This window comes from Paenibacillus barcinonensis, assembly GCF_003217495.1.
Taxonomy (GTDB): Bacteria; Bacillota; Bacilli; order Paenibacillales; family Paenibacillaceae; genus Paenibacillus; species Paenibacillus barcinonensis.
The window spans coordinates 1-26,092 of record NZ_QJSW01000017.1 but is presented as its reverse complement, the minus strand read 5'-3'; the positions used below and the strand labels follow the sequence as shown (position 1 = coordinate 26,092).

Annotated in this window: 31 protein-coding genes and 1 tRNA gene; 24 read left to right on the top strand and 8 right to left on the bottom strand. The window is 46.7% G+C overall.

Features of this window, described 5'->3' with window-relative positions; translation table 11 throughout:
- Positions 1 to 189: 189 nt before the first annotated feature.
- Positions 190 to 897, bottom strand: a complete 708-nt coding sequence (locus tag DFQ00_RS21085; RefSeq protein WP_110898462.1) for a helix-turn-helix domain-containing protein — start codon at positions 895 to 897, stop codon at positions 190 to 192.
- A gap of 249 nt (positions 898 to 1,146) precedes the next feature.
- Here DFQ00_RS21085 and DFQ00_RS21080 point away from each other — a divergent pair, with 249 nt between their 5' ends.
- From DFQ00_RS21080 to DFQ00_RS29620, 5 genes are all read left to right on the top strand, one after another.
- A complete protein-coding gene (locus tag DFQ00_RS21080; RefSeq protein WP_279630426.1) occupies positions 1,147 to 2,421 on the top strand; it encodes a MalY/PatB family protein in 1,275 nt (424 codons plus the stop codon).
- A 260-nt stretch (positions 2,422 to 2,681) separates the two neighbouring features.
- Positions 2,682 to 3,350: a uracil-DNA glycosylase gene (gene ung / locus DFQ00_RS21075; RefSeq protein ID WP_110898461.1), complete on the top strand. Its 669-nt coding sequence runs from the start codon at positions 2,682 to 2,684 to the stop codon at positions 3,348 to 3,350.
- A gap of 20 nt (positions 3,351 to 3,370) precedes the next feature.
- Positions 3,371 to 3,790, top strand: coding sequence for a hypothetical protein (locus DFQ00_RS21070; RefSeq protein WP_110898460.1), 420 nt, complete (start codon positions 3,371 to 3,373; stop codon positions 3,788 to 3,790).
- Positions 3,791 to 4,144: 354 nt separating this feature from the next.
- Positions 4,145 to 4,729 carry an LOG family protein gene (locus tag DFQ00_RS21065; protein WP_110898459.1) on the top strand — a complete coding sequence of 195 codons (585 nt, stop codon included), beginning with the start codon at positions 4,145 to 4,147 and terminating at the stop codon, positions 4,727 to 4,729.
- Between the two features lie 122 nt (positions 4,730 to 4,851).
- Positions 4,852 to 4,980 carry a YjcZ family sporulation protein gene (locus DFQ00_RS29620; protein WP_208643811.1) on the top strand — a complete coding sequence of 43 codons (129 nt, stop codon included), beginning with the start codon at positions 4,852 to 4,854 and terminating at the stop codon, positions 4,978 to 4,980.
- A gap of 156 nt (positions 4,981 to 5,136) precedes the next feature.
- On the opposite strand, the gene DFQ00_RS28885 is transcribed toward DFQ00_RS29620, so the two are convergent.
- Entirely contained in the window at positions 5,137 to 5,481 is a 345-nt protein-coding gene (locus tag DFQ00_RS28885) for a hypothetical protein (RefSeq protein ID WP_146236207.1), read from the bottom strand.
- 229 nt (positions 5,482 to 5,710) lie between these two features.
- Here DFQ00_RS28885 and DFQ00_RS21060 point away from each other — a divergent pair, with 229 nt between their 5' ends.
- The 5 genes from DFQ00_RS21060 to DFQ00_RS29280 all read left to right on the top strand — a co-directional run bounded on the left by DFQ00_RS21060 (position 5,711) and on the right by DFQ00_RS29280 (position 11,040).
- Entirely contained in the window at positions 5,711 to 6,448 is a 738-nt protein-coding gene (locus DFQ00_RS21060; RefSeq protein ID WP_110898458.1) for a glycerophosphodiester phosphodiesterase, read from the top strand.
- Positions 6,449 to 6,718: 270 nt separating this feature from the next.
- Positions 6,719 to 7,780 (top strand): FecCD family ABC transporter permease, encoded by a 1,062-nt coding sequence (locus DFQ00_RS21055; protein ID WP_244213947.1) that lies wholly within the window; start codon positions 6,719 to 6,721, stop codon positions 7,778 to 7,780.
- Complete coding sequence (locus tag DFQ00_RS21050) at positions 7,780 to 8,811, top strand: FecCD family ABC transporter permease (RefSeq protein WP_110898457.1); 1,032 nt, start codon at positions 7,780 to 7,782, stop codon at positions 8,809 to 8,811. Before DFQ00_RS21055 ends, DFQ00_RS21050 begins: the two co-directional genes overlap by 1 nt.
- Before the next feature lie 52 nt (positions 8,812 to 8,863).
- The gene (locus tag DFQ00_RS21045; RefSeq protein ID WP_110898456.1) at positions 8,864 to 10,579 is read left to right on the top strand and encodes an ABC transporter ATP-binding protein; all 1,716 of its coding nucleotides are present in this window, start codon (positions 8,864 to 8,866) and stop codon (positions 10,577 to 10,579) included.
- Between the two features lie 218 nt (positions 10,580 to 10,797).
- Complete coding sequence (locus DFQ00_RS29280; RefSeq protein WP_174812136.1) at positions 10,798 to 11,040, top strand: stalk domain-containing protein; 243 nt, start codon at positions 10,798 to 10,800, stop codon at positions 11,038 to 11,040.
- 204 nt (positions 11,041 to 11,244) lie between these two features.
- On the opposite strand, the gene DFQ00_RS21035 is transcribed toward DFQ00_RS29280, so the two are convergent.
- Positions 11,245 to 12,147, bottom strand: coding sequence for a manganese catalase family protein (locus tag DFQ00_RS21035; RefSeq protein WP_110898454.1), 903 nt, complete (start codon positions 12,145 to 12,147; stop codon positions 11,245 to 11,247).
- A gap of 289 nt (positions 12,148 to 12,436) precedes the next feature.
- On the opposite strand from DFQ00_RS21035, the gene DFQ00_RS21030 reads away from it, so the two are divergent.
- From DFQ00_RS21030 to DFQ00_RS21015, 4 genes are all read left to right on the top strand, one after another.
- Positions 12,437 to 12,739 carry a hypothetical protein gene (locus tag DFQ00_RS21030; protein ID WP_146236205.1) on the top strand — a complete coding sequence of 101 codons (303 nt, stop codon included), beginning with the start codon at positions 12,437 to 12,439 and terminating at the stop codon, positions 12,737 to 12,739.
- 57 nt (positions 12,740 to 12,796) lie between these two features.
- On the top strand, positions 12,797 to 13,126 hold the full coding sequence (locus DFQ00_RS21025; protein ID WP_110898452.1) for a DUF3889 domain-containing protein: 330 nt from the start codon (positions 12,797 to 12,799) through the stop codon (positions 13,124 to 13,126).
- A 206-nt stretch (positions 13,127 to 13,332) separates the two neighbouring features.
- Positions 13,333 to 13,560: a hypothetical protein gene (locus tag DFQ00_RS21020; protein WP_110898451.1), complete on the top strand. Its 228-nt coding sequence runs from the start codon at positions 13,333 to 13,335 to the stop codon at positions 13,558 to 13,560.
- Positions 13,544 to 13,825: a helix-turn-helix domain-containing protein gene (locus DFQ00_RS21015; RefSeq protein WP_174812135.1), complete on the top strand. Its 282-nt coding sequence runs from the start codon at positions 13,544 to 13,546 to the stop codon at positions 13,823 to 13,825. Before DFQ00_RS21020 ends, DFQ00_RS21015 begins: the two co-directional genes overlap by 17 nt.
- A gap of 121 nt (positions 13,826 to 13,946) precedes the next feature.
- Here DFQ00_RS21015 and DFQ00_RS21010 read toward each other — a convergent pair whose 3' ends face one another.
- The 3 genes from DFQ00_RS21010 to DFQ00_RS21000 form a co-directional block, all read right to left on the bottom strand.
- Positions 13,947 to 14,183, bottom strand: a complete 237-nt coding sequence (locus DFQ00_RS21010; RefSeq protein WP_110898528.1) for a DUF3892 domain-containing protein — start codon at positions 14,181 to 14,183, stop codon at positions 13,947 to 13,949.
- Positions 14,184 to 14,331: 148 nt separating this feature from the next.
- Positions 14,332 to 14,775 carry a GNAT family N-acetyltransferase gene (locus tag DFQ00_RS21005; RefSeq protein WP_110898450.1) on the bottom strand — a complete coding sequence of 148 codons (444 nt, stop codon included), beginning with the start codon at positions 14,773 to 14,775 and terminating at the stop codon, positions 14,332 to 14,334.
- 305 nt (positions 14,776 to 15,080) lie between these two features.
- A complete protein-coding gene (locus DFQ00_RS21000; RefSeq protein WP_110898449.1) occupies positions 15,081 to 15,365 on the bottom strand; it encodes a hypothetical protein in 285 nt (94 codons plus the stop codon).
- A gap of 147 nt (positions 15,366 to 15,512) precedes the next feature.
- Between DFQ00_RS21000 and DFQ00_RS20995 the strand changes: the two genes are divergently transcribed.
- From DFQ00_RS20995 to DFQ00_RS20965, 7 genes are all read left to right on the top strand, one after another.
- Positions 15,513 to 15,584 (top strand) — tRNA-Val (locus tag DFQ00_RS20995).
- Positions 15,585 to 16,006: 422 nt separating this feature from the next.
- A complete protein-coding gene (locus tag DFQ00_RS20990) occupies positions 16,007 to 17,707 on the top strand; it encodes a CotH kinase family protein (RefSeq protein ID WP_110898448.1) in 1,701 nt (566 codons plus the stop codon).
- A gap of 198 nt (positions 17,708 to 17,905) precedes the next feature.
- The gene (locus DFQ00_RS20985; RefSeq protein ID WP_110898447.1) at positions 17,906 to 18,325 is read left to right on the top strand and encodes an organic hydroperoxide resistance protein; all 420 of its coding nucleotides are present in this window, start codon (positions 17,906 to 17,908) and stop codon (positions 18,323 to 18,325) included.
- A gap of 263 nt (positions 18,326 to 18,588) precedes the next feature.
- The gene (locus tag DFQ00_RS20980) at positions 18,589 to 18,777 is read left to right on the top strand and encodes a hypothetical protein (protein WP_110898446.1); all 189 of its coding nucleotides are present in this window, start codon (positions 18,589 to 18,591) and stop codon (positions 18,775 to 18,777) included.
- An 84-nt stretch (positions 18,778 to 18,861) separates the two neighbouring features.
- Entirely contained in the window at positions 18,862 to 19,062 is a 201-nt protein-coding gene (locus tag DFQ00_RS20975) for a hypothetical protein (RefSeq protein ID WP_110898445.1), read from the top strand.
- A gap of 200 nt (positions 19,063 to 19,262) precedes the next feature.
- Positions 19,263 to 19,817 carry a copper amine oxidase gene (locus tag DFQ00_RS20970; protein ID WP_110898444.1) on the top strand — a complete coding sequence of 185 codons (555 nt, stop codon included), beginning with the start codon at positions 19,263 to 19,265 and terminating at the stop codon, positions 19,815 to 19,817.
- Between the two features lie 109 nt (positions 19,818 to 19,926).
- Positions 19,927 to 20,241, top strand: coding sequence for a DUF1292 domain-containing protein (locus tag DFQ00_RS20965; RefSeq protein ID WP_110898443.1), 315 nt, complete (start codon positions 19,927 to 19,929; stop codon positions 20,239 to 20,241).
- Between the two features lie 121 nt (positions 20,242 to 20,362).
- Here the strand turns inward: DFQ00_RS20965 and DFQ00_RS20960 are convergent, their stop codons facing one another.
- The gene (locus DFQ00_RS20960) at positions 20,363 to 21,838 is read right to left on the bottom strand and encodes an aminotransferase class I/II-fold pyridoxal phosphate-dependent enzyme (RefSeq protein WP_110898527.1); all 1,476 of its coding nucleotides are present in this window, start codon (positions 21,836 to 21,838) and stop codon (positions 20,363 to 20,365) included.
- Positions 21,839 to 22,015: 177 nt separating this feature from the next.
- Between DFQ00_RS20960 and DFQ00_RS20955 the strand changes: the two genes are divergently transcribed.
- Entirely contained in the window at positions 22,016 to 23,353 is a 1,338-nt protein-coding gene (locus DFQ00_RS20955; protein WP_110898442.1) for an MFS transporter, read from the top strand.
- A gap of 431 nt (positions 23,354 to 23,784) precedes the next feature.
- Positions 23,785 to 24,384, top strand: coding sequence for a hypothetical protein (locus DFQ00_RS20950; protein ID WP_110898441.1), 600 nt, complete (start codon positions 23,785 to 23,787; stop codon positions 24,382 to 24,384).
- Between the two features lie 150 nt (positions 24,385 to 24,534).
- Here DFQ00_RS20950 and DFQ00_RS20945 read toward each other — a convergent pair whose 3' ends face one another.
- A complete protein-coding gene (locus tag DFQ00_RS20945) occupies positions 24,535 to 25,140 on the bottom strand; it encodes a suppressor of fused domain protein (RefSeq protein ID WP_110898440.1) in 606 nt (201 codons plus the stop codon).
- A 212-nt stretch (positions 25,141 to 25,352) separates the two neighbouring features.
- Here DFQ00_RS20945 and gndA point away from each other — a divergent pair.
- A partial coding sequence (gndA, locus tag DFQ00_RS20940) for an NADP-dependent phosphogluconate dehydrogenase (RefSeq protein ID WP_110898439.1) occupies positions 25,353 to 26,092 on the top strand: 740 nt, incomplete at its 3' end.

Here is a 26,092-nt window from a genome sequence, read left to right as displayed (position 1 = left end):
AAGCTTCATGGATATAACAACAAACTTGATAAACCAAGCTAAATGAAGCTGATCAAATTTAACGAAAAGACACTTGCAGGAGCTGGCATGAACAGCTTGAGCAAGTGTCTTTTGCATATCAACGTTATTACATTTGCGCGTACAGCATATGAAGAAATACAGAACGTTTGTTGCTGGCTTGATAATGACTCAGGTTACGGCAAGCATATTATAAATTTTGAGTGTCCGCAGATCCTCTTTGGAAATTTTCAGCTCATTGTAGAGCTCCGGCGTTTCTGGCATCGGGGTGCGGGAGAAGAGCATTTTCAGCGCAATGGGCATGAAGGGTCTGAACGAGACACCAGCCATCAAGCCCCATTTTTTCTCTGACTCCTGAAACGATGCCAAAATATTAATATACAGATTTTCCAGCGGCGTAGCCTGATTTTTCAGAATTAGTGTGGTCAGCGTATCATAATGCTCCGTATGACCCCAGTACATATTTTCACATTCCTGATAATTCTCGAAATCCTTCACATTCATATACATTACCGTGCGATAGCGATTGGCATCCGATTGAGCCATCATATCAATGACGCAGCGAATGAGGCTGTTATTCCGACCGTCGTAGAAGTACGAATAGAAGCGCGTAGAGTTTTTGAAAAAGCTGGACTGGACCGTATTCATCAGTGGTGAAGCATGCCTGGGTTCCTTGTACAGCAGCTGCTCAACCTGGATGTTCAGCGCGTCAGCAATCTGATGCAGTGTCACAAGGTCCAGCGTAATATCTCCGCTCTCATATTTGGAAAGCGTACCTTTGCTCTTGAAAATCTGGTCTGCCAACTGCTGCACAGTGAGTCCGCGCCATTTGCGGAAATTCTTTATTTTTTTGCCAACCTCCTGATTGATGTTGTTCATAGGGCAGCTCCTTCATAGGTGATGTTTCCTGAGAATAGATGAAAAAGATGAAAAGCTTTCGTAAAAGCAAACACCTATAAGAAATATATCACTTTTACAGTGAAAAGACTATTCTGAGGAAACATTGAATGTAATATGTTTCTTTAGAGTAGATTCTCTTGCATTTGATGCAATTTCGGCGGCATGGAACAATAGGGGCAGAAGCAGTGAACCGAGAGTCCAAAAAGAAAATCAGAGGAGCTAATCACCATGACGAAGATGAGCCAGATGAGCGAGACCAACAATATTACGGAGAAAGCCAAGTCCTATAATTTTGACGAGATTATTGACCGCACGGGAACCAATGCCATGAATACGGACGGTTTCCGCCAATACATTTTCAACGCAACAAGTGAAATGACCTTTCCGTTCAAAGACGAAGAGATGATCCGCATGTGGATTGCCGATATGGACTTTGCGACCCCGCCCGAGATTCTGGATGCAGTGAAGCAGCGGCTGGATCGCCGTATTATGGGATATTCACAGATTTTTGATCCGGCATATTACGAAGCGGTTGCGAGCTGGATGGGGCGTTATTACGATTGGTCCTTCCCGAAGGAGCATCTGGAGACGTCGAATGGCATTATTCCTGCACTCTATGAACTGGTGGAATATATCTGCCAGCCGGACGAGAAGGTGCTGATCTTGACGCCTTCCTATGGATTCTTCAAGTCGGCAGCGGATCATAATCAGCTCGAACTGGTGTGCTCGGACATGATTAATGAGCAAGGGCATTATACGATTGATTTTGAGGATTTTGAAGCAAAGGCGAGGGACGAGAAGGTTCGTGTATGTATTTTCTGTAATCCGCATAATCCATCTGGACGCATCTGGAGCACGGAAGAGCTGAAGCGGGTGGGTGAGATCTGTCTGAGCAACGATGTGTGGATTATTTCGGACGAGATTCATTGTGATCTGCTGCGTACGGGCAAGACACATACTCCGCTTGCGAAGCTGTTCCCGGATACCGATCGTATTGTGACTTGCATGTCTCCAAGCAAAACGTTCAACATGGCCGGGCTGATGTTCTCAAATGTCATCATTGCAAACAAGGGTCTAAGGGATATTTGGCAAGCACGTCATTACGGTTTCAAAAACCCGCTTAGCATTGCGGCTACTCAGGCAGCGTATGAGCATGGTGATGCATGGCTGCGTCAGCTGAAGCTCTATCTGGACGACAATTTTGCGTATGTTGACGAATATGTGAAGCAGCATTTGCCACTTGCGGTGTTTCACATTCCCGATGCTACGTATCTGGCCTGGATTGATATTACGCCTTATGCGCCGAAGGATGTCAGTCTGCCCCTGTTTTTTGCGGAGCAGGCAGGTGTGCTGCTGGAGGATGGCGGGATGTTTGTGGCGAATGGGGAAGGGTGTATCCGATTGAATCTGGCTTGTCCCCGTTCGATTCTGAAAGAGGGCTTGAGCCGAATCAGTCGTGTATTGGTGAAGCAGCAGGAGGATATGTTGTCTGTGACCGTGTAGTAAAGCAGAACGTATCCCTTACCATATAGATTTTTTGAAAAAGTATAACGAATAAGCATCAAGGGCGGGGCAGTCTACATGACTGTTTCGCCCTTTTGGGTGTTCACATTCCTCAAGCCCCACTATTGGTCTGACGTCCGCGGTTATGTTAAAATGATGGATAGTCTACGAGCCGCAGAACAGTCGGTTCTTGCAGTGAAGAGCCCATTCAGACGGGCTGTACGGGTATACATTCATCAGGGGAAGGGAGTCTATACAATATGTTTGGGAATGATTGGGATGAGGTGCTGCAGCAGGAGACGCAGGCTGACTACTTTAACAACATCCGTTATGCACTTGCTGCCGAGTATAAAACACAGACCGTTTATCCACCTAAGGAGGATTTGTTCTCGGCTTTGAAGCTGACTCCGTATCACAAGGTCAAAGCTGTAATCATTGGTCAGGATCCTTATCATGGTGCGGGTCAGGCGCACGGACTAAGCTTTTCGGTCAGACCGGGGGTGCGCGTTCCGCCTTCATTAAAAAATATATACAAGGAACTTCAGAATGATCTAGGGGTGCCTGTTCCTCGGCATGGTTCACTTATTCATTGGGCAGAGCAAGGTGTGCTGCTGCTCAATGCGGTGCTGACGGTTCGGGAAGGACAGCCTAACTCACACCAGGCGCTCGGTTGGCAGACGTTCACGGATGCGGTCATTCGGGAGCTGAATGAACGTACGGAGCCTATGGTGTACATGCTCTGGGGAAGTCATGCGCAGAAGAAGGGTGCTTTTATTAATAGAGACAAGCATCTGGTTCTGGAATCGACACATCCGAGTCCGCTGGCGGCACATCGCGGTTTTCTGGGCAGCAGGCCTTTTTCCAAAGCCAATGAATTTCTCGTCTCCCAAGGTATTAAACCGATCGATTGGACAATACCTGAAAACTAGATAGAGTGGAGGCGAGCACATTGCGACATTGGATTGGACGAAAAGTAGCAGTATATCGGGCAACAGGAATTCGCGAGCCTCTGAAGGGAACGCTGATGGAGTGGGATGAAGAAGCGGAATGTGTTCGAATCGGACCGAAACGGATCAAGGTATCGTTCGACAATATTGCAATGATCAGACCTCTTCCTGAAGAAAGTTTGCCTCTGAAGAAGGCACGCTCTGAAGTGCATAAGATCGGGTATGTCATGAAAAAGGCAATCCAGTTTGAGAATGCAATTTATTTCAAGTCACAGATCATGATCTGGCGGCGTGCCAAAATTGTAGCGTTATGCACAACGATTGTAAGGCATGATGAGGATCAGGTTGAACTGGAGGATGGACGCTTGCTTCGCAAGGACAAGCATATGTTTGTGGTGCGTTCACGCCGTGGCATACGATAGTTCGGATTGAAATTTAATATTTATTTCATACTGCGATCATATGGCATTAACGTTTGAAGCTTATAGTAGGTAATAACAACCCCTTCTAAAATTAATGTGTATGGTTTTGAACCCGGCCGGCTGCAAACGGTCGGGTATTTTTTTGTTTTTTTACAGGAAAAGCAGGCTTGGACGTGTGCAGTCGTTGGAGTGTTATGGATTGTATGCCGCTGCCTCACATCAATGTTCGGTTAATGTCTTGTAACATAGCAATGACATTTGTGATATATACTAAGGAGATATAAAAGTTGAACGTATCAATCGCACCATCTCTTGGGTTCAACTTGGATTGATCATAAAAAGGAGTGAAACCGAGTGAAACGGATATGTGTTTTTGCAGGTTCTAACCCGGGAAATGACCCTGATTATATCGAGCAGGCTGCAAGGCTGGGGAAACAGATTGCTGACAGCGGATACGAACTCGTCTATGGCGGCTCTTGCATGGGACTGATGGGTGCCGTGGCGGATGCTGCTCTTGCGGCAGGTGGAGAAGTGATTGGTGTTATGCCTACAGGTTTGTTCAGAGGCGAGGTCGTCCATAGCGGGCTTACTCAACTGATTGAGGTAGGAACGATGCATGAACGAAAAGCGACGATGGCACAGCTGTCCGACGGTTTTATCGCCCTGCCGGGAGGTATGGGCACGTTTGAAGAATTGTTCGAGGTGCTTTGCTGGGCACAAATCGGAATCCATCGCAAGCCGGTTGGTCTTCTGAACGTTAACGGATATTATGGACCACTGATGAAAATGGTCGAGCACAGCGTGCATGAAGGTTTCTCCAACACTTCGCATCTCAGTCTGTGGAGTCTGGAGTCCGATCCGGCTGAACTGCTTGTGCAGATGGCCGGCTACACTCCCAAAGAGTTAACTCAGAAATGGTCTCAGTTGAGCGAAAAATAAATTACACAAGACATAAATGTTTAATCCGCTGCTCCCAGATAAAAACTTCTCCATCTGCCCAATCAAAAAGCGCTTGCGGACATAGTCTATAGTGTACTTTGATGAAGAGGGGAGTGTCACTCATGAGCGAACTCAAAGGTGTAGGTTACGGGTACTGCGGAGGCTTCGGCGGTGGAGCATGGACATCTACAGGCGCTATTCTGGTATTGTTTATCCTGCTGGTCATTATCTCCCGCACGTTCGTACTGTAATACAGACCATTCCTTGACGGATGAGGGCTGCCTGGGAGCAGCGCCCGAGAATATGGCCTTTCCAAAGAGACGCCGGTGGCTGCCGGCGTTTCCGGGGAACGGTTTTTTTGCTTTTTAGAAAAAAAACCCGGCTGCCCTTGACGAGACAGAATCGGGTTATACCGTAATTTCGGTAGTACCACTGCTAGGCAAAATCAGTGTTTTCCAGGCAATGTATAGTCCAATAGCTGAAGCAATCAGTGCAAGAATGGCTGCAACAAGGGCCAACTGATCAAGCGTATTTTGTTTAGGACCGACGACAGAGGACTGATTACTTGTTCTGTCAGGTATAGCGAGTCCTCGAACGGAAGCTTGCGGACTGACTTGTCGTGATCCTGAGTGCCCGAGCGGGTTATGTTTGGGCCTTGGTCCCGATCTGTTTTTTACTGAATGGCGCGATGAAGGCTTCGGAGGGGAGAGAGTTCTGGCAGATCCCGAATGCTTCCTGGTTAGTGGTTTCAAAGGGCAACCTCCTTACAGCGGAGTGCAGTTGTCTACGACTGATATTATATTATGTTGGTTTTCAGATTGAGTTCGCAAAAATGAGTGAATCCCCAGCCCGTTAAATCCTGCTGTAACATACGCTTGAACATCAGACAGTACACAATTAAATGTTCTCTTAATACGGGTATAACAAACTAAAGATATAGTGGGATTCATAGAATTCACTTTGAATGCAGGGAGGGATTGTATGACTAAAATCGAGATCATTGCCCACCGAGGTGCATCTGCTGTGTGCCCGGAGAACACGATGAAGGCTTTTGAGCGTGCATTGGAACTTGGTGCAACGGGCATTGAGACAGATGTACAGTTGTCAGCAGATGGTCGATTGATGCTGATCCATGATGAGACTTTACAGCGAACAGCAGGGGCTTCAGGCTGGGTTAAGGATTACACATATGATGCATTGCGAACACTCGATGCGGGATCATGGTTTCACTCCGATTTTGCAGGTGAATCCATACCTTCGCTGGACATGCTGTTTAATCTGGTGCAGGGCAAGAGAATCCTGCTTAATCTGGAATTGAAAAACGGCGTCGTGCCATACAAGGGGATGGAGGAAAGGGTCATTCAGGCCACTCGGGAGTGGAAGCTGGAGCAACAGGTTGTGCTGTCCAGCTTCAATCATGCCTCGCTTGTGAAATGCAAGCGCCTTGCGCCGGAAATTCGTACAGCTCTTTTGTACATGGAAAAGCTGTATCGTCCTTATGATTATGCCGCCAAGCTGGAAGCGACGGGCCTCCATCCCTACAAGCTGGCTGCGGAGAAAGAGGATGTATCGGCTGCGCTTGCGAAGGGGATCGTCACCTACCCGTTCACCGTCAATGATCCTGCCGAGATGCAAAGAATGATGGACATGGGAGTACAGGGGATCATCACGGATTTGCCAGATGTACTCGTATCACAGATGGCTGCGAAGACTCGCTAACGGAGGACAGAAGCAGATTTGAAAAGCGTATAAAGAGGAAGGCCGCACAGAGCATGAAAGCTCGGTATGGCCTTTTTGTGTGCATAAAAATGTGGAAATATTCATATCTGCAAGAAAATTGTCCGTTTTGTCCATTGTCAGAGTGGAACGTTTGACTTACAATGTTATATGGGAATGAGAATCAATATCAATAAGAAGTAGCATTATTAGAGAGGTGATTGTTATGTACATATCGTTCACAGGCTTCATTCATAACACAGGTGGGCAGGCATGAGTTCCAACTATTCATCTGTGCATTCCGATTCGAATACGGAGTCAACGACAGCCAAAATTCACACACGCCCATGGGCAGCTACGCTCATTCTCACCGGTGGTATTTTGCTGCTTGCTCTGGGAATGGCCCTGTCCATTTCATTCGGAGCTGCAGACATACAGCTTGGTGTGGTGTGGAAGGCCGTGTTTAATTTTAATCCAGACCTGACTCCTCATCAGATCATATGGGAAATTCGGCTACCGCGTGTGCTTGGTGGAGCAATGGTGGGGGCTTGCTTTGCTGTTGCAGGGGCCATTATGCAGGGCATGACTCGTAATCCACTCGCAGATTCGGGATTGCTCGGGCTGAACGCTGGCGCTGGATTTGCACTGGCGATTTGTTTTGCCTTTTTCCCTGGCATGCCATATATGTACATCATTATGTATTCATTCCTCGGCGCAGGGCTTGGCGTGCTGCTTGTATATGGCTTCGGTGCAGCCTCTCGCTCAGGCTTGACGCCGCTTCGTCTGGTGCTGGCTGGTGCAGCGGTATCGGCCATGCTATCTGCGCTAAGTGAAGGCATTGCACTTTACTTCCGCATTGGACAAGATCTGGCCTTCTGGACTGCCGGAGGTGTAGCGGGAACCAAATGGTCACATCTTGAAGTGATGTTCCCATGGGTGCTTGGAGCACTGATCGTTGCTTTGATCATCTCACGTTCGATCACATTGCTTAGTCTGGGTGAAGACATCGCTGTTGGATTGGGACAACGCACGGGCCTGATCAAGCTGCTGGGTCTGATCGTTGTGCTTATTCTGGCCGGCACCGCTGTATCGGTAGTGGGTGCGGTTGGTTTTGTGGGTCTGATCATTCCCCACCTCACGCGTAAGCTCGTCGGGGTAGATTATCGCTGGATTATTCCTTGTTCTGCCGTCATGGGCAGTCTGTTGCTCGTATTCTCGGATCTGGCAGCACGTATGATTAACCCGCCTTACGAGACGCCGATTGGCGCACTGGTTGCCCTGATCGGGGTACCCTTCTTCCTGTATCTGGCGCGGAAAGAAAGGAGGACGCTGTAATGGGTTCCTCAACGATAGTTGGTGCAGAACGCAAAAAGAGAACCAAAAGCATGATTGTTCTTATTGTGCTTGGCCTGTTGATTATTACGGCTTTTATTATCAGCATGAATACCGGTTTTACCAAGCTTTCGCCACTTGAGGTGCTGCGAACGCTGTTTGGGAGTGGTACAGCGAAGCAGGAGCTGATTCTGTTCGAATTTCGTTTGCCGCGTATCGTGATTTCGGTGCTGATTGGTGCAGGGCTGGCTTTGTCCGGTTGTATTTTGCAAGGAGTATCGCGCAACGCGCTTGCTGATCCGGGGATTCTTGGTATCAACGCAGGTGCGGGACTGGCCGTTATGCTGTTTGTTTCCTTTTTCCCGACAACAACAGCTGCTCCGGTCTTTCTGCTTCCTATTCTTGCTCTGATTGGTTCGGGCTTTGCGGCATTTTTGATCTACGTGCTTTCCTACAAAAAAGGGGAGGGCATTATGCCTACACGTATGCTGCTGACGGGGATCGGTATTGCGGCAGGGATCAGCTCGGCCATGATTGTACTGACACTGCGACTTAGCCCGGAGAAATATCAGTTCGTAGCCACCTGGCTGGCGGGCAGCATCTGGGGTTCCAACTGGAAATTCGTTATGGCCCTGCTGCCCTTTATTGTTGTGCTTGTTCCGCTTGTGTTCACCAAAGCGCGTGTGCTTAATGTATTAAATCTTGGAGATCAGACAGCAAGCGGTCTCGGTGCTTCCGTAGAGCGTGAACGACTGATCCTGCTTGCTATTGCGGTTGGTCTTGCGGCATCATCTGTATCGGTCAGCGGCGGAATCGGCTTTGTTGGTCTGATTGGGCCTCACCTGGCACGCCGGCTTGTAGGGCCGAAACATCAGTTTTTGCTGCCTGCCTCCGCTCTTGTCGGATCTTTGCTTGTTCTCGTTGCGGATACGCTTGGACGTGTCATTCTGCAGCCTTCGGAAATTCCGGCCGGAATTCTAGTAGCTATTCTGGGAGCTCCATACTTCCTGTATCTCTTAAGCAGGACGAAATAAAAGGGTAATCATCAATCCTGATGGAGGATTACCTTAAGGGGGAACTTGGTTCATGCTTCGTCGTTTCTTTGCCTATTACAGGCCATATAAAAAACTGTTTATTCTGGACTTCACCTGTGCGATTCTCGTCGCTGTGCTGGAGCTGGCTTTTCCACTGGCGGTGAACCGGGTTGTGGATGATCTGCTGCCTGCTGGTCGCTGGGATTGGATTCTATGGGCGTGTGTAGTGCTGCTCGGCATTTACCTGCTCAATGCGTTTCTGAACTATATTGTTACTTATTGGGGACACAAGCTTGGAATCAATATTGAGACGGATATGCGTAAAAATCTGTTTAACCATGTGCAGAAGCTATCCTTCCGTTATTTTGACAATACAAAGACGGGGCACCTCGTATCTCGAATGACCAATGATCTGATGGATATCGGAGAGATTGCCCATCATGGTCCAGAGGATGTATTTATTGCGATCATGACACTCGTGGGTGCATTCAGCATTATGATGAGCATTAACGGGAATCTGGCGATTCTGACGTTTGTCATTGTGCCACTCATCATCTATCTATCCTTGTATTTCGGTAATAAGATGTCCAAGGCCTTCAGTCGAATGTTCGGGGATATTGCGGATTTCAACGCTCGTGTTGAGAACAATATTACAGGTATTCGTGTCGTTCAGGCTTTCGCAAATGAAGAGCATGAAAAAGCACAATTTGCTGTAAACAATGGTCGTTTCCGCCAAACCAAGCTGATTGCTTACAAGATTATGGCATGGAACTCTTCGATCAGTTACGTGCTGATGAAGCTGGTATCGTTGTTTGTGCTTGTGTGTGGCACATGGTTTGTCATTAACGGCAGTATGACCTATGGTGAATTCATCGCCTTTATTATGTTATCGAACGTTTTCCTGACACCAATTCAGAAGATCAATTCGGTCATTGAGACATATCCTAAAGGCATTGCAGGGTTCAAACGCTATACGGACCTGCTCGATATGGAGCCAGACGTCAAAGACCGTCCTAACGCCGTTGCGGTATCCCATCTACGTGGAGATATTCAATATGAGCAGGTGACTTTCGGTTATTCGGATCAGGAGCCTGTGCTTCAAGGGATTGATCTGAGTATCCGTGCTGGGGAAACGGTGGCTCTCGTTGGTCCGTCCGGTGCGGGGAAAACAACGTTATGTAGTCTGCTGCCGCGATTCTATGATGTGCTGGAAGGGCGCATCACGATTGATGGTCAGGAGATTCAGAATATGACGCTGGACTCCTTGCGTAGCCAGATCGGGATCGTGCAGCAGGACGTGTTCCTGTTCGATGGTACGATTCGAGAGAATATTGCCTACGGGAAGCTGGATGCTTCGGAGGAAGAAATTTGGATGGCCGCTCGTCGGGCTCAGATGGAATCTTTGATTCTGTCGATGCCGGATGGGCTGGATACGCTCATTGGGGAGCGCGGCGTGAAGCTGTCGGGCGGACAGAAGCAGCGTTTGTCGATTGCACGCATGTTCCTGAAAAATCCGCCAATTCTCATTCTGGATGAAGCCACTTCTGCACTCGATACCGAGACGGAAGCAGCGATTCAGCAATCGCTTGCAGAGCTGTCCGAGGGCCGTACCACACTTGTCATTGCCCATAGGCTGGCGACGATCAAAAACGCAGACCGCATTGTGGTCGTGGCCGAGCAAGGCATCACGGAGCAGGGACGTCACGAGGAACTGCTCGCTTCTGGCGGCATTTACAGCCGTTTGCACTATGCGCAATTTGGTGCGTAACTCTTGAGAATGTTTTCGTGAGAGATAAGTAAATATAGGATGACTTATTCTTAATAAATGACTCGAAACTGCAAGTAAGTACTTGGGTTTCGAGTCATTTATGTATATATGCACATTGACATAAAGGGAGAAAGTGGTAATATCACTTGGTACATAAGAATAGCTTACAGTTAAATATGAAAAAGAATGTATTAATGTTCGGGCTTACTTTGTTGATCATGTCTATATGCTCAACGAGTATTTATGCTGCAGGTGAGACACCGCGGGCGAGTATCTCCGTGAATGACGAGGAACTGGATTTTGATGCGATTATTGCGTATTCAGGAGTATCCATGGTCCCTTTTCGTGAAATATTTGAGAAATATGATATGAAGGTGATCTGGGACAACTCCAGTAAAACGGTGACGGCAAGCAGTCAGGATGGAGATGTAGTTCTAAAATTAAGCGAGGACGGATTGTAATATGAAGTGCGACACCTACTGGAAATAAATAAAGAATGGCCCATGGCCGGTGCTGATTGAAGTCATGACTCAGCGTGAAGAATCGGTGTTGGAGTTTAACTAGAATTACAACATACTCATTTTGCATCATAAAATTGTTTATAACAAAGCCCTCAGACCTTCTCTGCATTGAAGCAGTTGGGTTCGAGGGCTTTAACCTGCTCTTTAATCCGCAATATTTCCCGCCATTTTCAGACGACGTGCAATCTCTTTGAAATCCTCATTTGAGATGCCTGGTGCGAATTCCTCCTCCACCGCTGGAGCTTCGGGAATCGGAAAGCCTTGAGGAATGCCCTGAATAACTTCCAGAGGTTGTCCGTCTTCGGGGTGTGTGCCTTTCCAGATCTGGCCGATGGCATTGAAGTCTTTGTCGCTGTAGGTATACAGCTTGGTGTGGACGCCTTTTTCTTCGTACTTACGCGCCTCGTTGAAGGCTTTGTTATTCAGTGAAGGGATCGGGATCAGCTTGGTCACATTGACACCAGTGGCGATCTCAATCGCTTTGGCATAAGCGACAACGTGCACACCGCCCCGTACGAGCAAGAAACCGACAACTTCGCGAGCGGCGGGATGATCGGTCATTTCGTAAACTTTCATCTTGTGCGTGCGGGCCCCACATTCGAGGAAGAAATTATGCAGCAGATCCTCCACCAGATTGCCACTGTTGAAGACATTGGCACCTGTCCATGGATTGCCCATGGAATCATAAGGCATCGCACCTTGTGCTCCTGCCAGGAAATGATACGACAGCCGAGCATCCTTCACGGAACCGAGCGGCGTCTGATCGGGTTCTTTATACTCGGTTGATCCTCGGAGACAATGGTTAATGCCGTGTGACACGAGTTCAACATGTCCTAACTCTTCGGCTGTGATGCTCATCACGAGGTCGTAGAAGGGCTTCATTTTTTCCTTGGAGCGAAAATTAAAGGACTGATAGAGGTAGTTGTTCAGGGTGGACATCTCTCCGAATTTGCCACCAAGCAATTCCTGTACAGCTGCAGCTGCATTGGGATCGGGCTTCTCGATGTTGGGAATCTCAATCAGAATTTCATCCAGACGTTTGAACATGCAGGTTAACCTCCTCAAATATGGGGTGAAAATAGACTCGGACGGACGTTGGATTTAGCTTGATCAGTCAAGGTCCATTATGCGGTATATGGATTTTTTAAACAGATAAACTATGAAATGGGTCTAAAGGGGCATGTACTATTTGCTACGCCTGCTTGAAGAACGTGTTGAATGGTTCACCGTTTGGTATTTCCATATTCGCAATTTTTATGTACAATCGTACAAGTTATTCAGAAACCTGAAGCTGATTGTTTGGCAACCGGATTCGCGCAGAAAGGAAGAAGTACATATGAAATTCAAATGGCTACGTATCGTAGGTCTAATGGTGATTTTATCTTACATAAGCAGTTTGCAAGTGACTGCAAGTGAGGTGACGAATGAGGTTCAAGTGGATGAACAGACCAGGCAAATACTTATGCAGAAGTATGGACTGGAGCCCGCTGAAGAATCCTCAGCACAGCATGATTTTTTCTCCGGGGATTGGGGGATAAGCTTTCATTATGGTTTAGAGATGGAGCCGCTGGATAAACTGCTGCAGATCATTCCGTTTTGGCTCTGGCCAGCTGTCTGGATTTTACGAATAGGGGTGTAAAATGCAAGGCTGTGGGGCACGATATCACCAACAGACTGGCCCCAAGGAGTGAAATGCATGAGAGTGCTTGTAATAACGATATTAACGCTTATGCTTGGCTTGGCAGGCATTACAACGACCGTTTCGGCAACGGGGGACAGTATCCCCGATTATGCGAAGTGGGGAATCATCGCGGTGAAGGAAGCTCAAACCAAGTACAATGTAGACATTCTGGATTACAAACATATCGGTCGTTCATCGCTTAGTGCCAGTGAGTCCAGAGAGCAGTTCAAGCTGTGGGTGCGTGCGAAGGACGGCAAGCAATTTGCCGTATATGTGCTTGTGGATTTTAATCCGAATACGCAGCAGTTAAAAAGAGTACAATTTTCCGAATCAGATCGCCGCTAATTCTTGAAGACATGAATGTCCAGCGTCTCGACTCCATTGTGAGCTTATTTTCAAACCTGCTTCAGCAGGAAGAGCCAGTCTCCCGTTTCTAACGGTACGAGTCTGGTTTTTTATTTTGTTAAATTCCTTTTTTTGTTATTGAATAAAGAACTTATGTTCGCATATAATAATGAATACAAACAAATGTTCTTGTTGGAGGGATGATCATGCTAGGAAAATATGTTGGCCAGATGGTAGAGCTTGTGTATATGGATCGTGCGGGACAGATTACACAGCGGCAGATTCGAATTAACAGTATGCGTGGCGGTAGAATTCGGGCAGCGGATGGCAGAGAGGGTGTACCCCGGACATTTTTGGAGCAAAATATTCTGGCATGGCGTCCTCTAACCGAACAGAATCGGAAGGGAGAGTTGAAGTATGCTGAACGACTTTGAGCGGAAAATTTTACGAATCATCGTTAACTATGCAGGACAGCAGCGGCGAATTCCACGAATGGATGAATTGGAGAACAAGACTGGGCGTAGCCGCGCCCGGATTCGAGAGTCACTGCTGGAGCTTGAACGTAAAGGTCATATCGCATGGGGAGACACGTCTTCATTGGATAACATCCAGATTTTGCAGGCATGGGAGCAGGAGCCAGGGCCTGTGCGTAAAGCCCAGCCAGCTGGCAGTGCGGTGAAATATTTTACCGAATATTAATTAGTGATTGAGGCGAAGAGATAGGTGACGTAAGATGCTGTAAAGACACAACGGACATCTATAACACAGCAAAAACGCCAATCCGTAAGGATTGGCGCTGTATGTGGAATACATCGTTTCGTTAGAAAGCCGGAAGCTGGTCCAGGTTGTTCGTTGGATCACCGTCGGCATCGCCGCGAATGTACATCTCTCCATCCTTGCCTTTGAACACATTGACACCAGCAATAGCTCCGGCCTTCACCTCGTTCAGCGCCTGCTGATAGTCCAGCACACGTCCTGTTGAGGTTTGGAAGGCGGTTAAGTCACCGTCACCGTTTTTCTGCACTGCTGTGAACGTCTCGCGTGTTGTCTGATCCATCATGTCACACTCTCCTTCTATGACCAAATGGGAATAGGTTACACTGTTATCCTGTCCGAACTGGTGAGAAATATGCATGTTTTGCAACATTTCGAGAATAGCTGTGCTACCTCTATGTAGTGCCGTGATGTTGAGTTTTGCTGCGAGACTACAGACTTTTTCTCATACGAACGTGCAGAATATCGGCATCATAAAAAGGCTCCTCCGAGATCACTTCATACCCGAGTTTGTCGTAAAATTTTTGTGCCTGACACTGGGCATCCAGCAGCGAATAGGTTAATCCAAGCTCACGGGCAAGCTCCTCCATCGCTAACAGAAGCACACGCCCGTACCCGAATGAACGGTAAGATTTCAGTACAGCAATGCGCTGCATTTTGGCGGTATCCTTGCTGTAATAGATTAGACGACCTGTGGCAACAGCCTGACCATCGGTATGAAGCAATACATGATGAACATCAGGACTGATCACATCGTATTGATCGATTTCAAGTTCTTCGGGCACTTGCTGCTCCATGACAAAAACCTGACGGCGAATTCCAAGTGCCTGCTTCAGTTCTTCTTCTGTCGTTACATAACTAATCTCCGCTGCCAAATTCAATTCCTTCTTTCTGCTCCATGCGCACAAGTTCAGACTGCATTATACAAAAAAATGCTTTTCCTGTATAGTTAAGTCTGGTACATATTGGGACTTTGGGGGAGGATGAATCATGGGAATGGCGGCTATTATGACCATTACATTGCTGATGTCAGCGGGAATGATCGCTTTGTTATACTATGTGACAAAGAAGGCATACTCACGCAAATGGGACGAAGAAGAGTGAGAATTTATTTTTGACCCGTAAGATACCAAAAAAACGGCGCTCTGGTATAGGGCTCATATCGAATTTATTCTGTTATTCAAGGCAAAAATTCACTTTTACCCTGAGGTGAATAGACCTCTTGATTCACAGATTTGGAGTAAACGTCCATCCAGACGGGCAACGATTCATTTTGTTGGTTCGGTTGTTGCAATTGCTGAAATTGTACCGTATGCTCGTCCCGTTCCAGCCCGCAACCAGTCAAGGCAAAGGAGAGAACGATCACAACAGCTATATTAGCAGCAGTGAGCTTCCAGCATTTATTATGGTGTCTATTGTTATGACGTTTATCAAGCGATTTGTTAGCACTTTGTTTGATCATCATTATACATTCTCCTCATGCGGAATATCGTAATCTTTCCATTATTGTTCTCCAATATGGATGATTTAAAACCAAATTAATGATTGACAATGAACGCGTTTACTTGGTATGATATTGTTGCTTAATTCGATATCATAGTGGATCTAATGAAGGGCGATAGCTCAGCGGGAGAGCATTATCTTGACAGGGTAAGGGTCGTGGGTTCGATCCCCACTCGTCCTATACTTAAAAAAACAATATGACACAGCTTAGACAGCCCTCACACGGCTGTTTTTGCTTTGGCCGATTTAAGTAATATTTAAGGTTAAGAGCTTCATCATCTACGTTTTGGAATTGTGTTTTATGTATCTTAATAATATCTTCAAGCCTAAGGTTAGTGTCCTCCTTCGTGAATGTTTTAGCTTTGAGTGAGTTTCACTTATAATTCCATTATTAAAATTCTATGAGCTGGATGGCAACGGTAAACTGAAAACTAGCAAAAAAGTCGAATAGTGCATTTTATTAAAAAGCAGAAGCACAAAAAAATGTTTATGAAGAGTCGCTCTAAGAGGCGGCTCTTTTTGTCTGTTCAGTTCCATTTAAGGTTTCTCTTTTAAACTTCTTTGTAGCAGAAATCTTAAAAGAAAGAAAAGGTGGGAAAAGGAATGATGAACAACAAATGGAGAAACGTCATGACAGGAACGGTGATTGCCTCGATGCTATTATCAGCTTGCAGCAACGAAGCGGAGACAACAACGACGACAACACAAACAGCTGTGAATACAGAAAAACAAACGAGCACAAGTAATGCCCAAACGACGTCTTATGCGCAAAGCTTCAATAAAACGGAGGTGATGTCCTTCTCCATTGATGTGGATGAGGCTGCCTGGCAAGAAATGCTGGATACAGCGACAGAGGAGAACTATATTAAGGCAAATGTAACCATTAACGGAACAACGATTCAAAATGTAGGTATTCGTGCGAAGGGCAATTCGAGTTTAAGACAAGTCTCACAGGATGATACGACCGACCGGTATAGCTTTAAAATCAAGTTTGATGAATACGTCAAAGGTCAGACGTGGAATGGACTCGACAAAATGGTCGTAAATAATATGATATCCGATGCCAGTTATATGAAAGAATATATAAGCTACGACATTATGAGCTATATTGGCGTTGATGCACCGCTATTTGCTTTTGCCAATATGAGCGTAAACGGAAAGACATGGGGCTTGTATCTGGCTGTTGAGGATATAGACAGCGGCTATCTGGCTCGGGCGAAGAATGGCGAAGGTGAAATCTATAAACCCAATAACGACGATAATATGGGGGCGGGTGGAATGGGCATTCCAATGGGTAACCCGTCAGCAGCAGGGGATTTTGCAGGGATGGGAGACCGTCAGCTACCTGAGGGCATGGAGCCGCCAAGTGATACAGGTGCTGGAACAGGCAATGCCAACTCGCAGAATGCCAACACTCGTGGAGCGGGGGGACGCGGATTCGGTAGAGGCGGTGGCATGAATGGCGGCACGAAAGGCGTATCCTTAGTTTATACGGATGATAAAGTCTCCAGTTATTCAGGCATTTTTGATCATGCAAAGACCAAAACAACGGAAGAAGATGAACAACGTGTCATTGAGGCGCTTAAAAACTTGAATGCAGGCACTGATCTTGAAAAAGTTGTGGATGTCGATGCTGTTCTGAAATATTTTGCAGCGCATAACGTGGTTGTGAATATGGATAGCTATACTTCGAATATGGGGCATAACTATTATTTGTATGAGAACAATGGACAGCTCAGTATGCTGCCATGGGACTATAATATGGCTTTTGGTGGATTTCAGGCAGGCTCCGCCTCGGATGTGGTCAATCTTGCTATAGATACACCACTATCCGGTGTGACGATGGAAGAGCGTCCCATGTTAAGCAAGTTGCTGGAGGTACCTGAATACAAAGCGAAGTACCATCAATACTTGCAGGAAATTGTAGATGGTTATTTCGCAGACGGTAAATTTGAGCAAACGGTGCAGACGTTAGACAAGCTGATTACGGATTATGTTAAAAATGATCCTACGTCTTTTGTCACATACGATAAGCATAAAGCAGCTATTGTGGAATTGACCAAATTGGGCACGCTGCGTGCGGAGAGTATTCAGGGACAACTCAACGGAACGATTCCTGCTACAACGGAGGAACAAAAAGCGAGCCCGAATACCCTTATCGATGCAACTGCTCTAGATCTAACGAAGCTGGGAGATGATCTCAAGGGAAAGGGGATGAACTTTGGAGGCCGGCCGCAAGGCTTCAAACGCAATTCGGGCAACGTGGATACTAAAGAGACGGAGCAAACGGATACAGCAAAGTAGGTTCTGTTGTAGCGATGAAATAACGTCAGCGTGTTCATGGAATGATACATGGAGTCGCCTTTCAAAAGGCGTCTCTTTTTTTGAAAAAAAATGTTTACAAACCAAATTAAATTGTGTACAATCAATTTGTAAACAAGTTAAATGAAATGATGTTTAGCCAATATAACAAATATGGAATCGAAAGAGGAGAGATTGAATATGAAAACTCTATATGAAACAACAGTTATTAACACAGGTGGACGTCAAGGAATCGTGCAATCCCCGGATAACGTTTTTATGATGGATGTTGCTACACCTCCTGAGCTTGGTGGACAAGTAACTACGGCTACAAATCCGGAGCAGCTGTTTGCAGCAGGTTACAGTGCATGTTTTAACTCTGCATTGGAATTTCAATTGAAGAAACATAACGTAACCATTGAACGCAGTACAGTATCTGCAACGGTAGCACTGGTGGCAGACCCGGCAGACGGTGGTGTGAAGCTGAATGTTGAGCTTGAAGTGAAAATTCTCGGTCTGGACGAAGAGACAGCAGAGAAATTCGTGAAGCTTGCTCATGACTATTGCCCATACTCCAAAGCCATCAAAGGCAACGTCAACGTTACAGTGGAGCGTGCTTAATTCTTCCGACTAAAGGTTACCCCTTTGAGATAAAACTAAATATGAATTTAACCAAACCTCCGGGCAATCGGAGGTTTTTTGTTAGTGTTGTATACAAAGTGAATTATCATTTGGAAGCCAAAACAGCCTGAACTGTAAAATAACAAAATTAAAATGTTAAAATGTTGAAACTTTTACATTCGATAAAACGTAAAGGAATCTAGAATGTGTAGACTCGTTTGAGCTAGCCATTGAACCTGCCATATCAAAAAGGGGGCCGTTATATGGATTTCAGAGACTGGAACAAGCCGCCGGATTCATCGGAAGTGTATACTCACCAGCAGCGTCATGAAGAGAAATCTCAGCAGTTAATATCGGGTGGAGGAAAAGGAATTTGGTGGGAGATCAGCAACTGGTTGATTATTGCAGGTATTTTCCTGGTGATTTTTCTGATATTCAAATATGTTTTCTAATGATATGAATTGAAGGCACACATTTAGGCGTTTCCCCATAAGATGCATTATTCAGTTAGCATTATGGGAAATGGGGAATCCGGGATGGCAAAGGCAAAGGGGAAGAAGGCTGCCGCCTTAAAAAGTGACAAGATGCGTGTATCCATGAAGCTGGTCACATCCGATGTATGTGAACACTGCAAGACGCCTTGTTCAAGGGGAACGGAATATGCTGCACGCATGAGAGAGGGCGGAGCGGTCGGTAAAGGGGTTCCCTGTATTCTCACCCGTCACGTATCATCATGACACTTCATCTAATAGCGAATATATAATAATTCGTGTACTGGGGTATCCTGACAACAGGGTAGCCTTTTTTTGCGTTTCCCAATGGGTGGTAAATATTTTGGATAAAAAATGAAAAATGATGAAAAACAGCGCAACTTTGTGGTTGAGTTCGCAGTATAAATGTACAAATAGCTAGCAGCAGGGGAGGGAATATTGACGGGATGAAATGGAAGAGAGTACTGCTATGTGTCATGGTATTCTCCTTGCTGGGCGGGTCTTTATTGTTTGCTGATTCTGTGAACGAGAAGATTCGTGTGCTCATTAACGGCAAGGAAGCGTCTGACGGAGGCTATCTGATTAATGGAACGACATATGTACCTGTTCGGGAGGCAGGAGGTCTGGCTCGGTGGGATAACAGCAGCAAGCGGGTCATGGTGATCAAGCCGAATGTACATATTTTTCTTTTTAAGGGAGACACTGTGTTTGGCAATGTTAACGTGGGCAAATTGAAGTTTAATGTGTTCTCACAAGTAGACAGTCTGTCCACAGATGTCGCTGCTGTGAAAGTGACCATAACGGACCCGAGTGGCCAGGTGAAGGATATTCAAGCGCAGGAGCTGTCGACACAGAAGGATAACTTCTGGTTCCGCACGTATGATTTTACGTATGATTTTAGTCGTGCTGGCAAGTACCTGATCGGCTTCCACATTAAAGAAAATGCAAATAGCAGCTACGTTCAGGTAGCTGAAAAAGTCATTACAGCCCTTAATGAATAAAGGTTAAACAAACGCTTGATAAACGTGATCCTTAAAATTGACCTGGCTCTGTGAACATGTTACGATATGCAGGGTTACACATTTTCTATTGATGAAGCGAGGTATTACAATGAGCGATCACAAACACGAGCATGGAGATAACTGCGGTCACGACCATGATCACGATCATGAACATGAAGAGATCCTTCTCACGCTGACTGACGAGAATGGTCAAGACGTGGAAATGGTTTTGGTAGAGACATTTGACGTACAAGATAACGTTTATGCTCTTTTGCTGGAACGTAACAATCCTGAAGCTGATGGCATCATCCTGCGTATGGAAGAAGAAGACGAGGAAATGGTGCTCTACAATATCGAAGATGAAGCAGAGTGGAACCGTGTAGAAGCGGCTTACAACGAGCTTGTGGCTTCTTCCCAAGAATAATTGATCTTTTGGAATAAACACGAAAGGCTCCTTGAATTTCAAGGGGCCTTTTGTTGTCGCTGCATCAGCAGTCTGAAAAATAGAAAAGGACCGGGGCATAAACCCGGTCCAACATTTCTATCTAGAAAATAGCGTCAGCTTCAACGATGACCTTGACATTGGTTACGCTGCGGTCCTCCGGTCCTTTGACCGGTAGTCCAACCTCAACGTGATCAATGATGTAGTCGATGTTCTCTTGTGTAATAACCTCACCGGGCAGCAGAATCGGAATACCTGGCGGGTACACATAGATGAATTCCGAAATAATACGTCCAGCGGATTCCTTGAAGGGAATAACCTCGGTATCCCCGTAGAAGGCATCACGCGGTGTCAGCATCAGTTGAGGAATGTCTGGCACTTTAACGACAAGCTCATGCGCCGGATTGACCTGGTAATACGTGCGAGAGAGATCTTGCAGTGCATTCAGCAAGATATTTACACTTTCATCTGTATCACCTGGTGTAATGAGGCACAGAATATTGTACATGTCACTAAGTTCAACCTCAATGTTGTAGTGCTCACGTAGCCAGTTCTCAGTTTCGTAACCGGTAATTCCAAGGTGGCGCACATGGATCGTTACTTTGGTTGGATCATAATTGAAGGTTGCTTCCGTGCCTAACAGTTCTTTGCCGAAGCAATATAATCCATCAATATCATTAATCGTACGACGTGCAAACTCGGCAAGGTCAATAGCCTTCTGGGCAATCTCGTGTCCATGAAGGGCCAGATTCCTTCTGGAGGTATCCAGTGATGCAAGCAATACATATGAGGTGGATGTCGATGTAAGCAGGCTCAGGATGGTCTGTACACGCTGTGGATTGACAAAGCCGTTCTTGGTGTTCAGATTCAGTACAGAGCTCTGGGTCATGGAACCACCAAGTTTATGCACACTTGTGGCAGCCATATCCGCCCCGGCAGCCATAGCTGACAGCGGCAGGTCCTCATGGAAGTGGATAAGCACACCGTGTGCCTCATCCACCAGAACAGGCACCTGGTAGCTGTGAGCCAGCTCTACGATGGCCTTGAGGTCTGTACAGACTCCATAATAGGTTGGATTGATGACCAGTAGGGCCTTGGCATCCGGGTGGCGTTCAAGAGCACGACGGATCGACTGAATCGTTACACCGTGATCAATTCCAAGATTGACATCCTGTGCAGGAGAGACGAATACCGGCTTCGCTCCTGAGAAAATGATGGCAGACAAAACCGATTTATGCACATTGCGCGGCACAATAATTTTGTCTCCCGGACTGCAGACCGACAGAATCATCGTCATGATTGCACTGCTTGTACCCTGTACACTAAAGTAGGTATAATCGGCTCCAAAGGCATCTGCGGCAAGTATCTGTGCTTCCTGAATAACCGCTGTAGGCTGATGCAGGTCATCGAGTGGTGCGATGTTGATCAAATCTATGGAGAAGGCGTTATCGCCAATAAATTCACGGAATTCTGAGTCCGCTCCCAATCCTTTTTTATGTCCCGGAATGTGAAACTGTACGGGATTGAGTGCCGCGTGATTTTTCAAAGCGGTAAACAGCGGCGTACGGTGGTGATTCATCAGTGCTGTCACAACCCTTCCTAAGTAAAATGGTAAACAAAGATGAGTATAGCAAATTAAGAACCGAATGCAAGCGGTATGAACGACAAATTTTTGAACTGGTGAGATTTGGTCATCATACCTTCGGTTACACTAAGGGTAGAGGACGGGCAAATGAACCGTGAAAGGGGAAAAAGAATGCAAACCGACATCAAACCGGCCAAAATACTAAGATCGCCTTTTTTTATTGCGATGTGGCTGACGCTTTTCCTGGTAGAGATCATCAAGGGGGCACTGCTTGTAGCAGTTCTGCCCGTATATATGGATAACATTCTGGGCTTGTCCGCTGGTGTCATTGGTGTGGCTTTTGCCCTGCAATATCTCGGAGATAATCTGTTCAGAGCACCTTCAGGCTGGGCAGCAGAGCGAATTGGCTTTCGGGCGACCATGGTTACGGCTCTGATCTGTACATTAATTGCGGTTATTATGATTCTTTTTTTCAAAAGTGCCTTCGGCCTGTCTATGGCTTGCCTGATTCTGGGGATCGGTACATCACCCTTGTGGCCTTGTGCAATGACGGGAGTAACCGCGATGTCAGGCCCGCAGAACAAAAATGGCACCGCGATGGGGGCATTGGAGATGGCGGCCCTGGGAGGAACAGGACTCGGCCCGATTGGCATGAACTGGTTGCTGGAACGCACCAATCATGATTATCGTACGATTTTTCTGGTTCTGATGGGCTGTGCTATTCTGGTCATTCTGGTAGCGATGGTTCTCCCCGGCAGAGTGGTGCTTGAGGGAGGGCCTAATGGAGAAAGAGGAGTCGCTGGAGGCAGTGAAGAGCATGGAGGTGGAGGAGAGGCAGCAAAGGGAGTCAGAGCAAAGTATCCTGCCAAGCCTAACCTGCTCACTCCGTTTATTCGGCTACAGCAGAGCGTAAGACGGACCTTGCATCGGGTGCGGAGCACGCTGAATGTAAACCCACTCGTATATCCGGCTTTGTTCATGCAGTCGTTCGTGATTGGCTTGTTGAGTCCAGTTATTACACTGTACACACGCACGGATCTGGACATCTCACCAAACCTGTACAGCCTGCTGCTTATTGCAGGAGGGGGCATTACAGTGATTGCCCTGTTGCCTGTAGGGAAAATGGTGGACAGGTTCGGTACAAAACCGTTTCTGAATATCGGATTTTTGATGGCGGCGGCCAGCTTGTTTGCTTTCTCGGCGATAACGTCTATTCCTGTTGTTTTTGGTATCGTTATGCTGGTTGGGGTGAGTTATGCCATGATTCTGCCCGCGTGGAATGCGTTTGTTGCCACATTGATTCCTGAAGGTGAGCGCGGTGCGATCTGGGGCTTTTTTCTAACACTACAGGGGTCGGGTATGGTCGTGGGTCCAATTGTATCCGGGCTGCTGTGGGATCATATCAGTCATCCGGCTCCGTTTATTGCCAGTGCTTTTGTAATGGCTGGGCTGGCGGTGGTTCATTTTGTATTAGCACGCAAGCCGTTTCGAACAGCACCGACAGGATAGTTTGATCTTATCGTTTATCCGGCGGACAGGTATATTATCATCAGGGAGCTCCATCAGCCAGCAGGTTGTGGGGCTCTTTTGGTTTGATTTTATAGTCAGGAAAATGTTATTTAGTGCAAACGGGTCTTGTCTTGCAGGGCGGAGCATAAATTACAACATCTGATGATGTCAGGTCAAGTCATATGATAAGGCGTCAAAAAAGAGTTTGCACGAAAGTAGCACCTGTTTCATCTGTTTGAACTCCTTTGAGATCGGGAGGCTTGCCCCTGTGCATCTGCGGAAAGCTGCAATCCGCATTCGTATTCGGTGAAAAATAGTCAAATAACCAAGTACCCTTACATAAAATGAAGTATAAAATAGGGTAAGCCGATGTAACAAAAGCGCTTGAACATGAGGGCCGGAGCAAGTCCGGTACAGATGGAGGGAGTGCCGTGAACAAGAGTTATGAAGTTGAATATTGCAATCTGGAGCTGCGGTTCAACCGTCGGCATATCCAAAATCTAATCAAAGACCTCATTCGTGAGGGGTATTCACTATATTGGAGCGAGGACGAATCCTTCTTTATTTTGTCAGTCCGCACCGGACGCAAGCTGGTAAAGCTCCGTTTTCAACAAACGCGCAGCGGGAATTACAAAATGACAGGGGACTATGTGATCAAGGATGCGAGGCTTGCCGAATGGCTGGAGAAGCTGATTGGCGATACACGCGGACATGCGGTGGTGAAGCGGTTCAAGGATCAACAGATGACGGTGGAGAATATTTTATTTGGAGAAGTGATTCGTCTGGTGGAAGTGTCAGGCTTCAAGCAACGGGTTATTTTTCAAAAGGAACCTGCGCCGACGGCGGAAGAGATGGAAGAGATGTTCCTCTCGCACGAAGGCGAAGAGCGGCTTATGCTGCTGCGCATGGAAATAGATGATGAGCTGGAGCGTCTGCATGATGCCATACAGAGCCATAATACAGAGAAGGCTGACGCCTGCCGTGAAACGCTGCGGCGTTTGTCCGGGCATCTGCTAATGCTGGAAGGATGAGACAGAAGGTGCGGGAGTATCGCTTTACGTTATAAGGGGCTGTTCCCAAAGGTCATACACATGGCTAAGGGCAGCCCTTTAATGATTCAATGAATGTTTTAATGAAAACTGCATCTTGTGTTTGGGGAGCACTGTCAGCTTCGTATCTTTCTACGGACGGAGGGGATCAATAATAGAGTAGTCACTATTCTCTATATGGACATCGAACTCATCAATCCCTTGACCTAGAATCAGGTCGGCTTCATGTGCAGTGATCGGAATCATCCACAACAGAGACACCGTCTCCTGACCGGTGTGAATATGTTCAAGAGATTCATTTTCTCCCCGCAGCTCGTCGATTAACAGGGCGGTTGCATTCCATGCTGCTGGTGCAAGTGCACTTGGCTTCATCACACGCGGAGTGTTGGAGTTCGGAGCATTTTCAATATGATGAGTGATCAAGTCTGCTACATAAGTGTTGACAACCTCTACGGTTACACCACCTAAATCCGATGGCAGTGCAAGCATGAGCTCTGCGGAGACCTGTTCCCCAGAAGGCCGCGTGGCTTGAGATAAGTTCACAGTGACAAATCGGGAAATGCCGGACTGCATCGTTGCAGGGAAATAATAAATTTCCACATGAATGTTTCGAGTGGCTTGGGAAAGGACTATTCTGCTCTCGGGCATGCCCCATTCATTCATGTAGGCTCCCAAAAGATAGGTTCTTCGGATGTCGAGTGTAAATTGCTCTTCATTTGCAAGCTGCTCAAAGGCCATTTGCAACCTCCTCCATTTATGCTAAAGATTCGATGCTCTTACTATAATAACGTATTTTATGAAAATACGATGAACAGCTTTGCAGATTAAGACGTTTTCTCACTGCCCGGCGAGGGCGCGGGGTTCACTTTCATACATAAAACCGTTAAAATGGGTGTATTGTTGAGATTTTTTTTCAATAAAATTAATTGGAGTAAAGGATGGAGGACCAGATGACAAAACAACAAATCGGCGTAATCGGCCTGGCAGTCATGGGTAAAAATTTGGCCTTTAATATTGAAAGCAGAGGATTCTCGGTATCGGTATTTAACCGTTCGCCAGAGAAAACACATGACCTGTTGAAGGAAGCTGAAGGCAAAAACCTGACAGGCACATTCTCCATTGAAGAGTTCGTAGCCTCCCTGGAGTCCCCGCGCAAAATTCTGATCATGGTACAAGCGGGTAAAGCAACAGACGCAACGATTGAGCAGTTGCTTCCACATCTGGATGAGGGCGACATCATCATTGATGGAGGAAACGCATATTTCCCTGACACGGTTCGTCGCAGCAAAGAGCTGGAGGACAAAGGCATTCGCTTCATCGGTACAGGTGTATCCGGCGGTGAAGAGGGCGCACTGAAAGGCCCTTCCATTATGCCAGGCGGACAGGAAAGTGCTTATAAATTGGTGGAACCGATCCTGACTGCGATCTCAGCCAAAGTCGGTGACGACCCATGTTGTACATATATTGGACCAGACGGTGCCGGACATTACGTGAAAATGGTACATAACGGCATTGAGTATGGTGACATGCAATTGATTGGTGAGGCGTACCACTTGCTCAAATCCGTATTGAACGTTTCTGTAGAGGAACTGCACGAAATCTTCACGGACTGGAACAAAGGTGAGCTTGACAGCTATCTGATCGAGATCACAGCGGACATCTTCTCCAAATACGACCCGGAAACCGGCAA

Bases quoted from the DNA above. Each gene is read 5' to 3' on its own strand.
- DFQ00_RS21085 (WP_110898462.1), bottom strand. From the start codon at position 897: ATGAACAACATCAATCAGGAGGTTGGCAAAAAAATAAAGAATTTCCGC.
- DFQ00_RS21080 (WP_279630426.1), top strand. From the start codon at position 1,147: ATGACGAAGATGAGCCAGATGAGCGAGACCAACAATATTACGGAGAAA.
- ung (WP_110898461.1), top strand. From the start codon at position 2,682: ATGTTTGGGAATGATTGGGATGAGGTGCTGCAGCAGGAGACGCAGGCT.
- DFQ00_RS29620 (WP_208643811.1), top strand. From the start codon at position 4,852: ATGAGCGAACTCAAAGGTGTAGGTTACGGGTACTGCGGAGGCTTCGGC.
- DFQ00_RS21060 (WP_110898458.1), top strand. From the start codon at position 5,711: ATGACTAAAATCGAGATCATTGCCCACCGAGGTGCATCTGCTGTGTGC.
- DFQ00_RS21055 (WP_244213947.1), top strand. From the start codon at position 6,719: ATGAGTTCCAACTATTCATCTGTGCATTCCGATTCGAATACGGAGTCA.
- DFQ00_RS21050 (WP_110898457.1), top strand. From the start codon at position 7,780: ATGGGTTCCTCAACGATAGTTGGTGCAGAACGCAAAAAGAGAACCAAA.
- DFQ00_RS21045 (WP_110898456.1), top strand. From the start codon at position 8,864: ATGCTTCGTCGTTTCTTTGCCTATTACAGGCCATATAAAAAACTGTTT.
- DFQ00_RS29280 (WP_174812136.1), top strand. From the start codon at position 10,798: ATGTCTATATGCTCAACGAGTATTTATGCTGCAGGTGAGACACCGCGG.
- DFQ00_RS21035 (WP_110898454.1), bottom strand. From the start codon at position 12,147: ATGTTCAAACGTCTGGATGAAATTCTGATTGAGATTCCCAACATCGAG.
- DFQ00_RS21030 (WP_146236205.1), top strand. From the start codon at position 12,437: ATGAAATTCAAATGGCTACGTATCGTAGGTCTAATGGTGATTTTATCT.
- DFQ00_RS21025 (WP_110898452.1), top strand. From the start codon at position 12,797: ATGAGAGTGCTTGTAATAACGATATTAACGCTTATGCTTGGCTTGGCA.
- DFQ00_RS21020 (WP_110898451.1), top strand. From the start codon at position 13,333: ATGCTAGGAAAATATGTTGGCCAGATGGTAGAGCTTGTGTATATGGAT.
- DFQ00_RS21015 (WP_174812135.1), top strand. From the start codon at position 13,544: ATGCTGAACGACTTTGAGCGGAAAATTTTACGAATCATCGTTAACTAT.
- DFQ00_RS21010 (WP_110898528.1), bottom strand. From the start codon at position 14,183: ATGGATCAGACAACACGCGAGACGTTCACAGCAGTGCAGAAAAACGGT.
- DFQ00_RS21000 (WP_110898449.1), bottom strand. From the start codon at position 15,365: ATGATGATCAAACAAAGTGCTAACAAATCGCTTGATAAACGTCATAAC.
- DFQ00_RS20990 (WP_110898448.1), top strand. From the start codon at position 16,007: ATGATGAACAACAAATGGAGAAACGTCATGACAGGAACGGTGATTGCC.
- DFQ00_RS20985 (WP_110898447.1), top strand. From the start codon at position 17,906: ATGAAAACTCTATATGAAACAACAGTTATTAACACAGGTGGACGTCAA.
- DFQ00_RS20980 (WP_110898446.1), top strand. From the start codon at position 18,589: ATGGATTTCAGAGACTGGAACAAGCCGCCGGATTCATCGGAAGTGTAT.
- DFQ00_RS20975 (WP_110898445.1), top strand. From the start codon at position 18,862: ATGGCAAAGGCAAAGGGGAAGAAGGCTGCCGCCTTAAAAAGTGACAAG.
- DFQ00_RS20970 (WP_110898444.1), top strand. From the start codon at position 19,263: ATGAAATGGAAGAGAGTACTGCTATGTGTCATGGTATTCTCCTTGCTG.
- DFQ00_RS20965 (WP_110898443.1), top strand. From the start codon at position 19,927: ATGAGCGATCACAAACACGAGCATGGAGATAACTGCGGTCACGACCAT.
- DFQ00_RS20960 (WP_110898527.1), bottom strand. From the start codon at position 21,838: ATGAATCACCACCGTACGCCGCTGTTTACCGCTTTGAAAAATCACGCG.
- DFQ00_RS20955 (WP_110898442.1), top strand. From the start codon at position 22,016: ATGCAAACCGACATCAAACCGGCCAAAATACTAAGATCGCCTTTTTTT.
- DFQ00_RS20945 (WP_110898440.1), bottom strand. From the start codon at position 25,140: ATGGCCTTTGAGCAGCTTGCAAATGAAGAGCAATTTACACTCGACATC.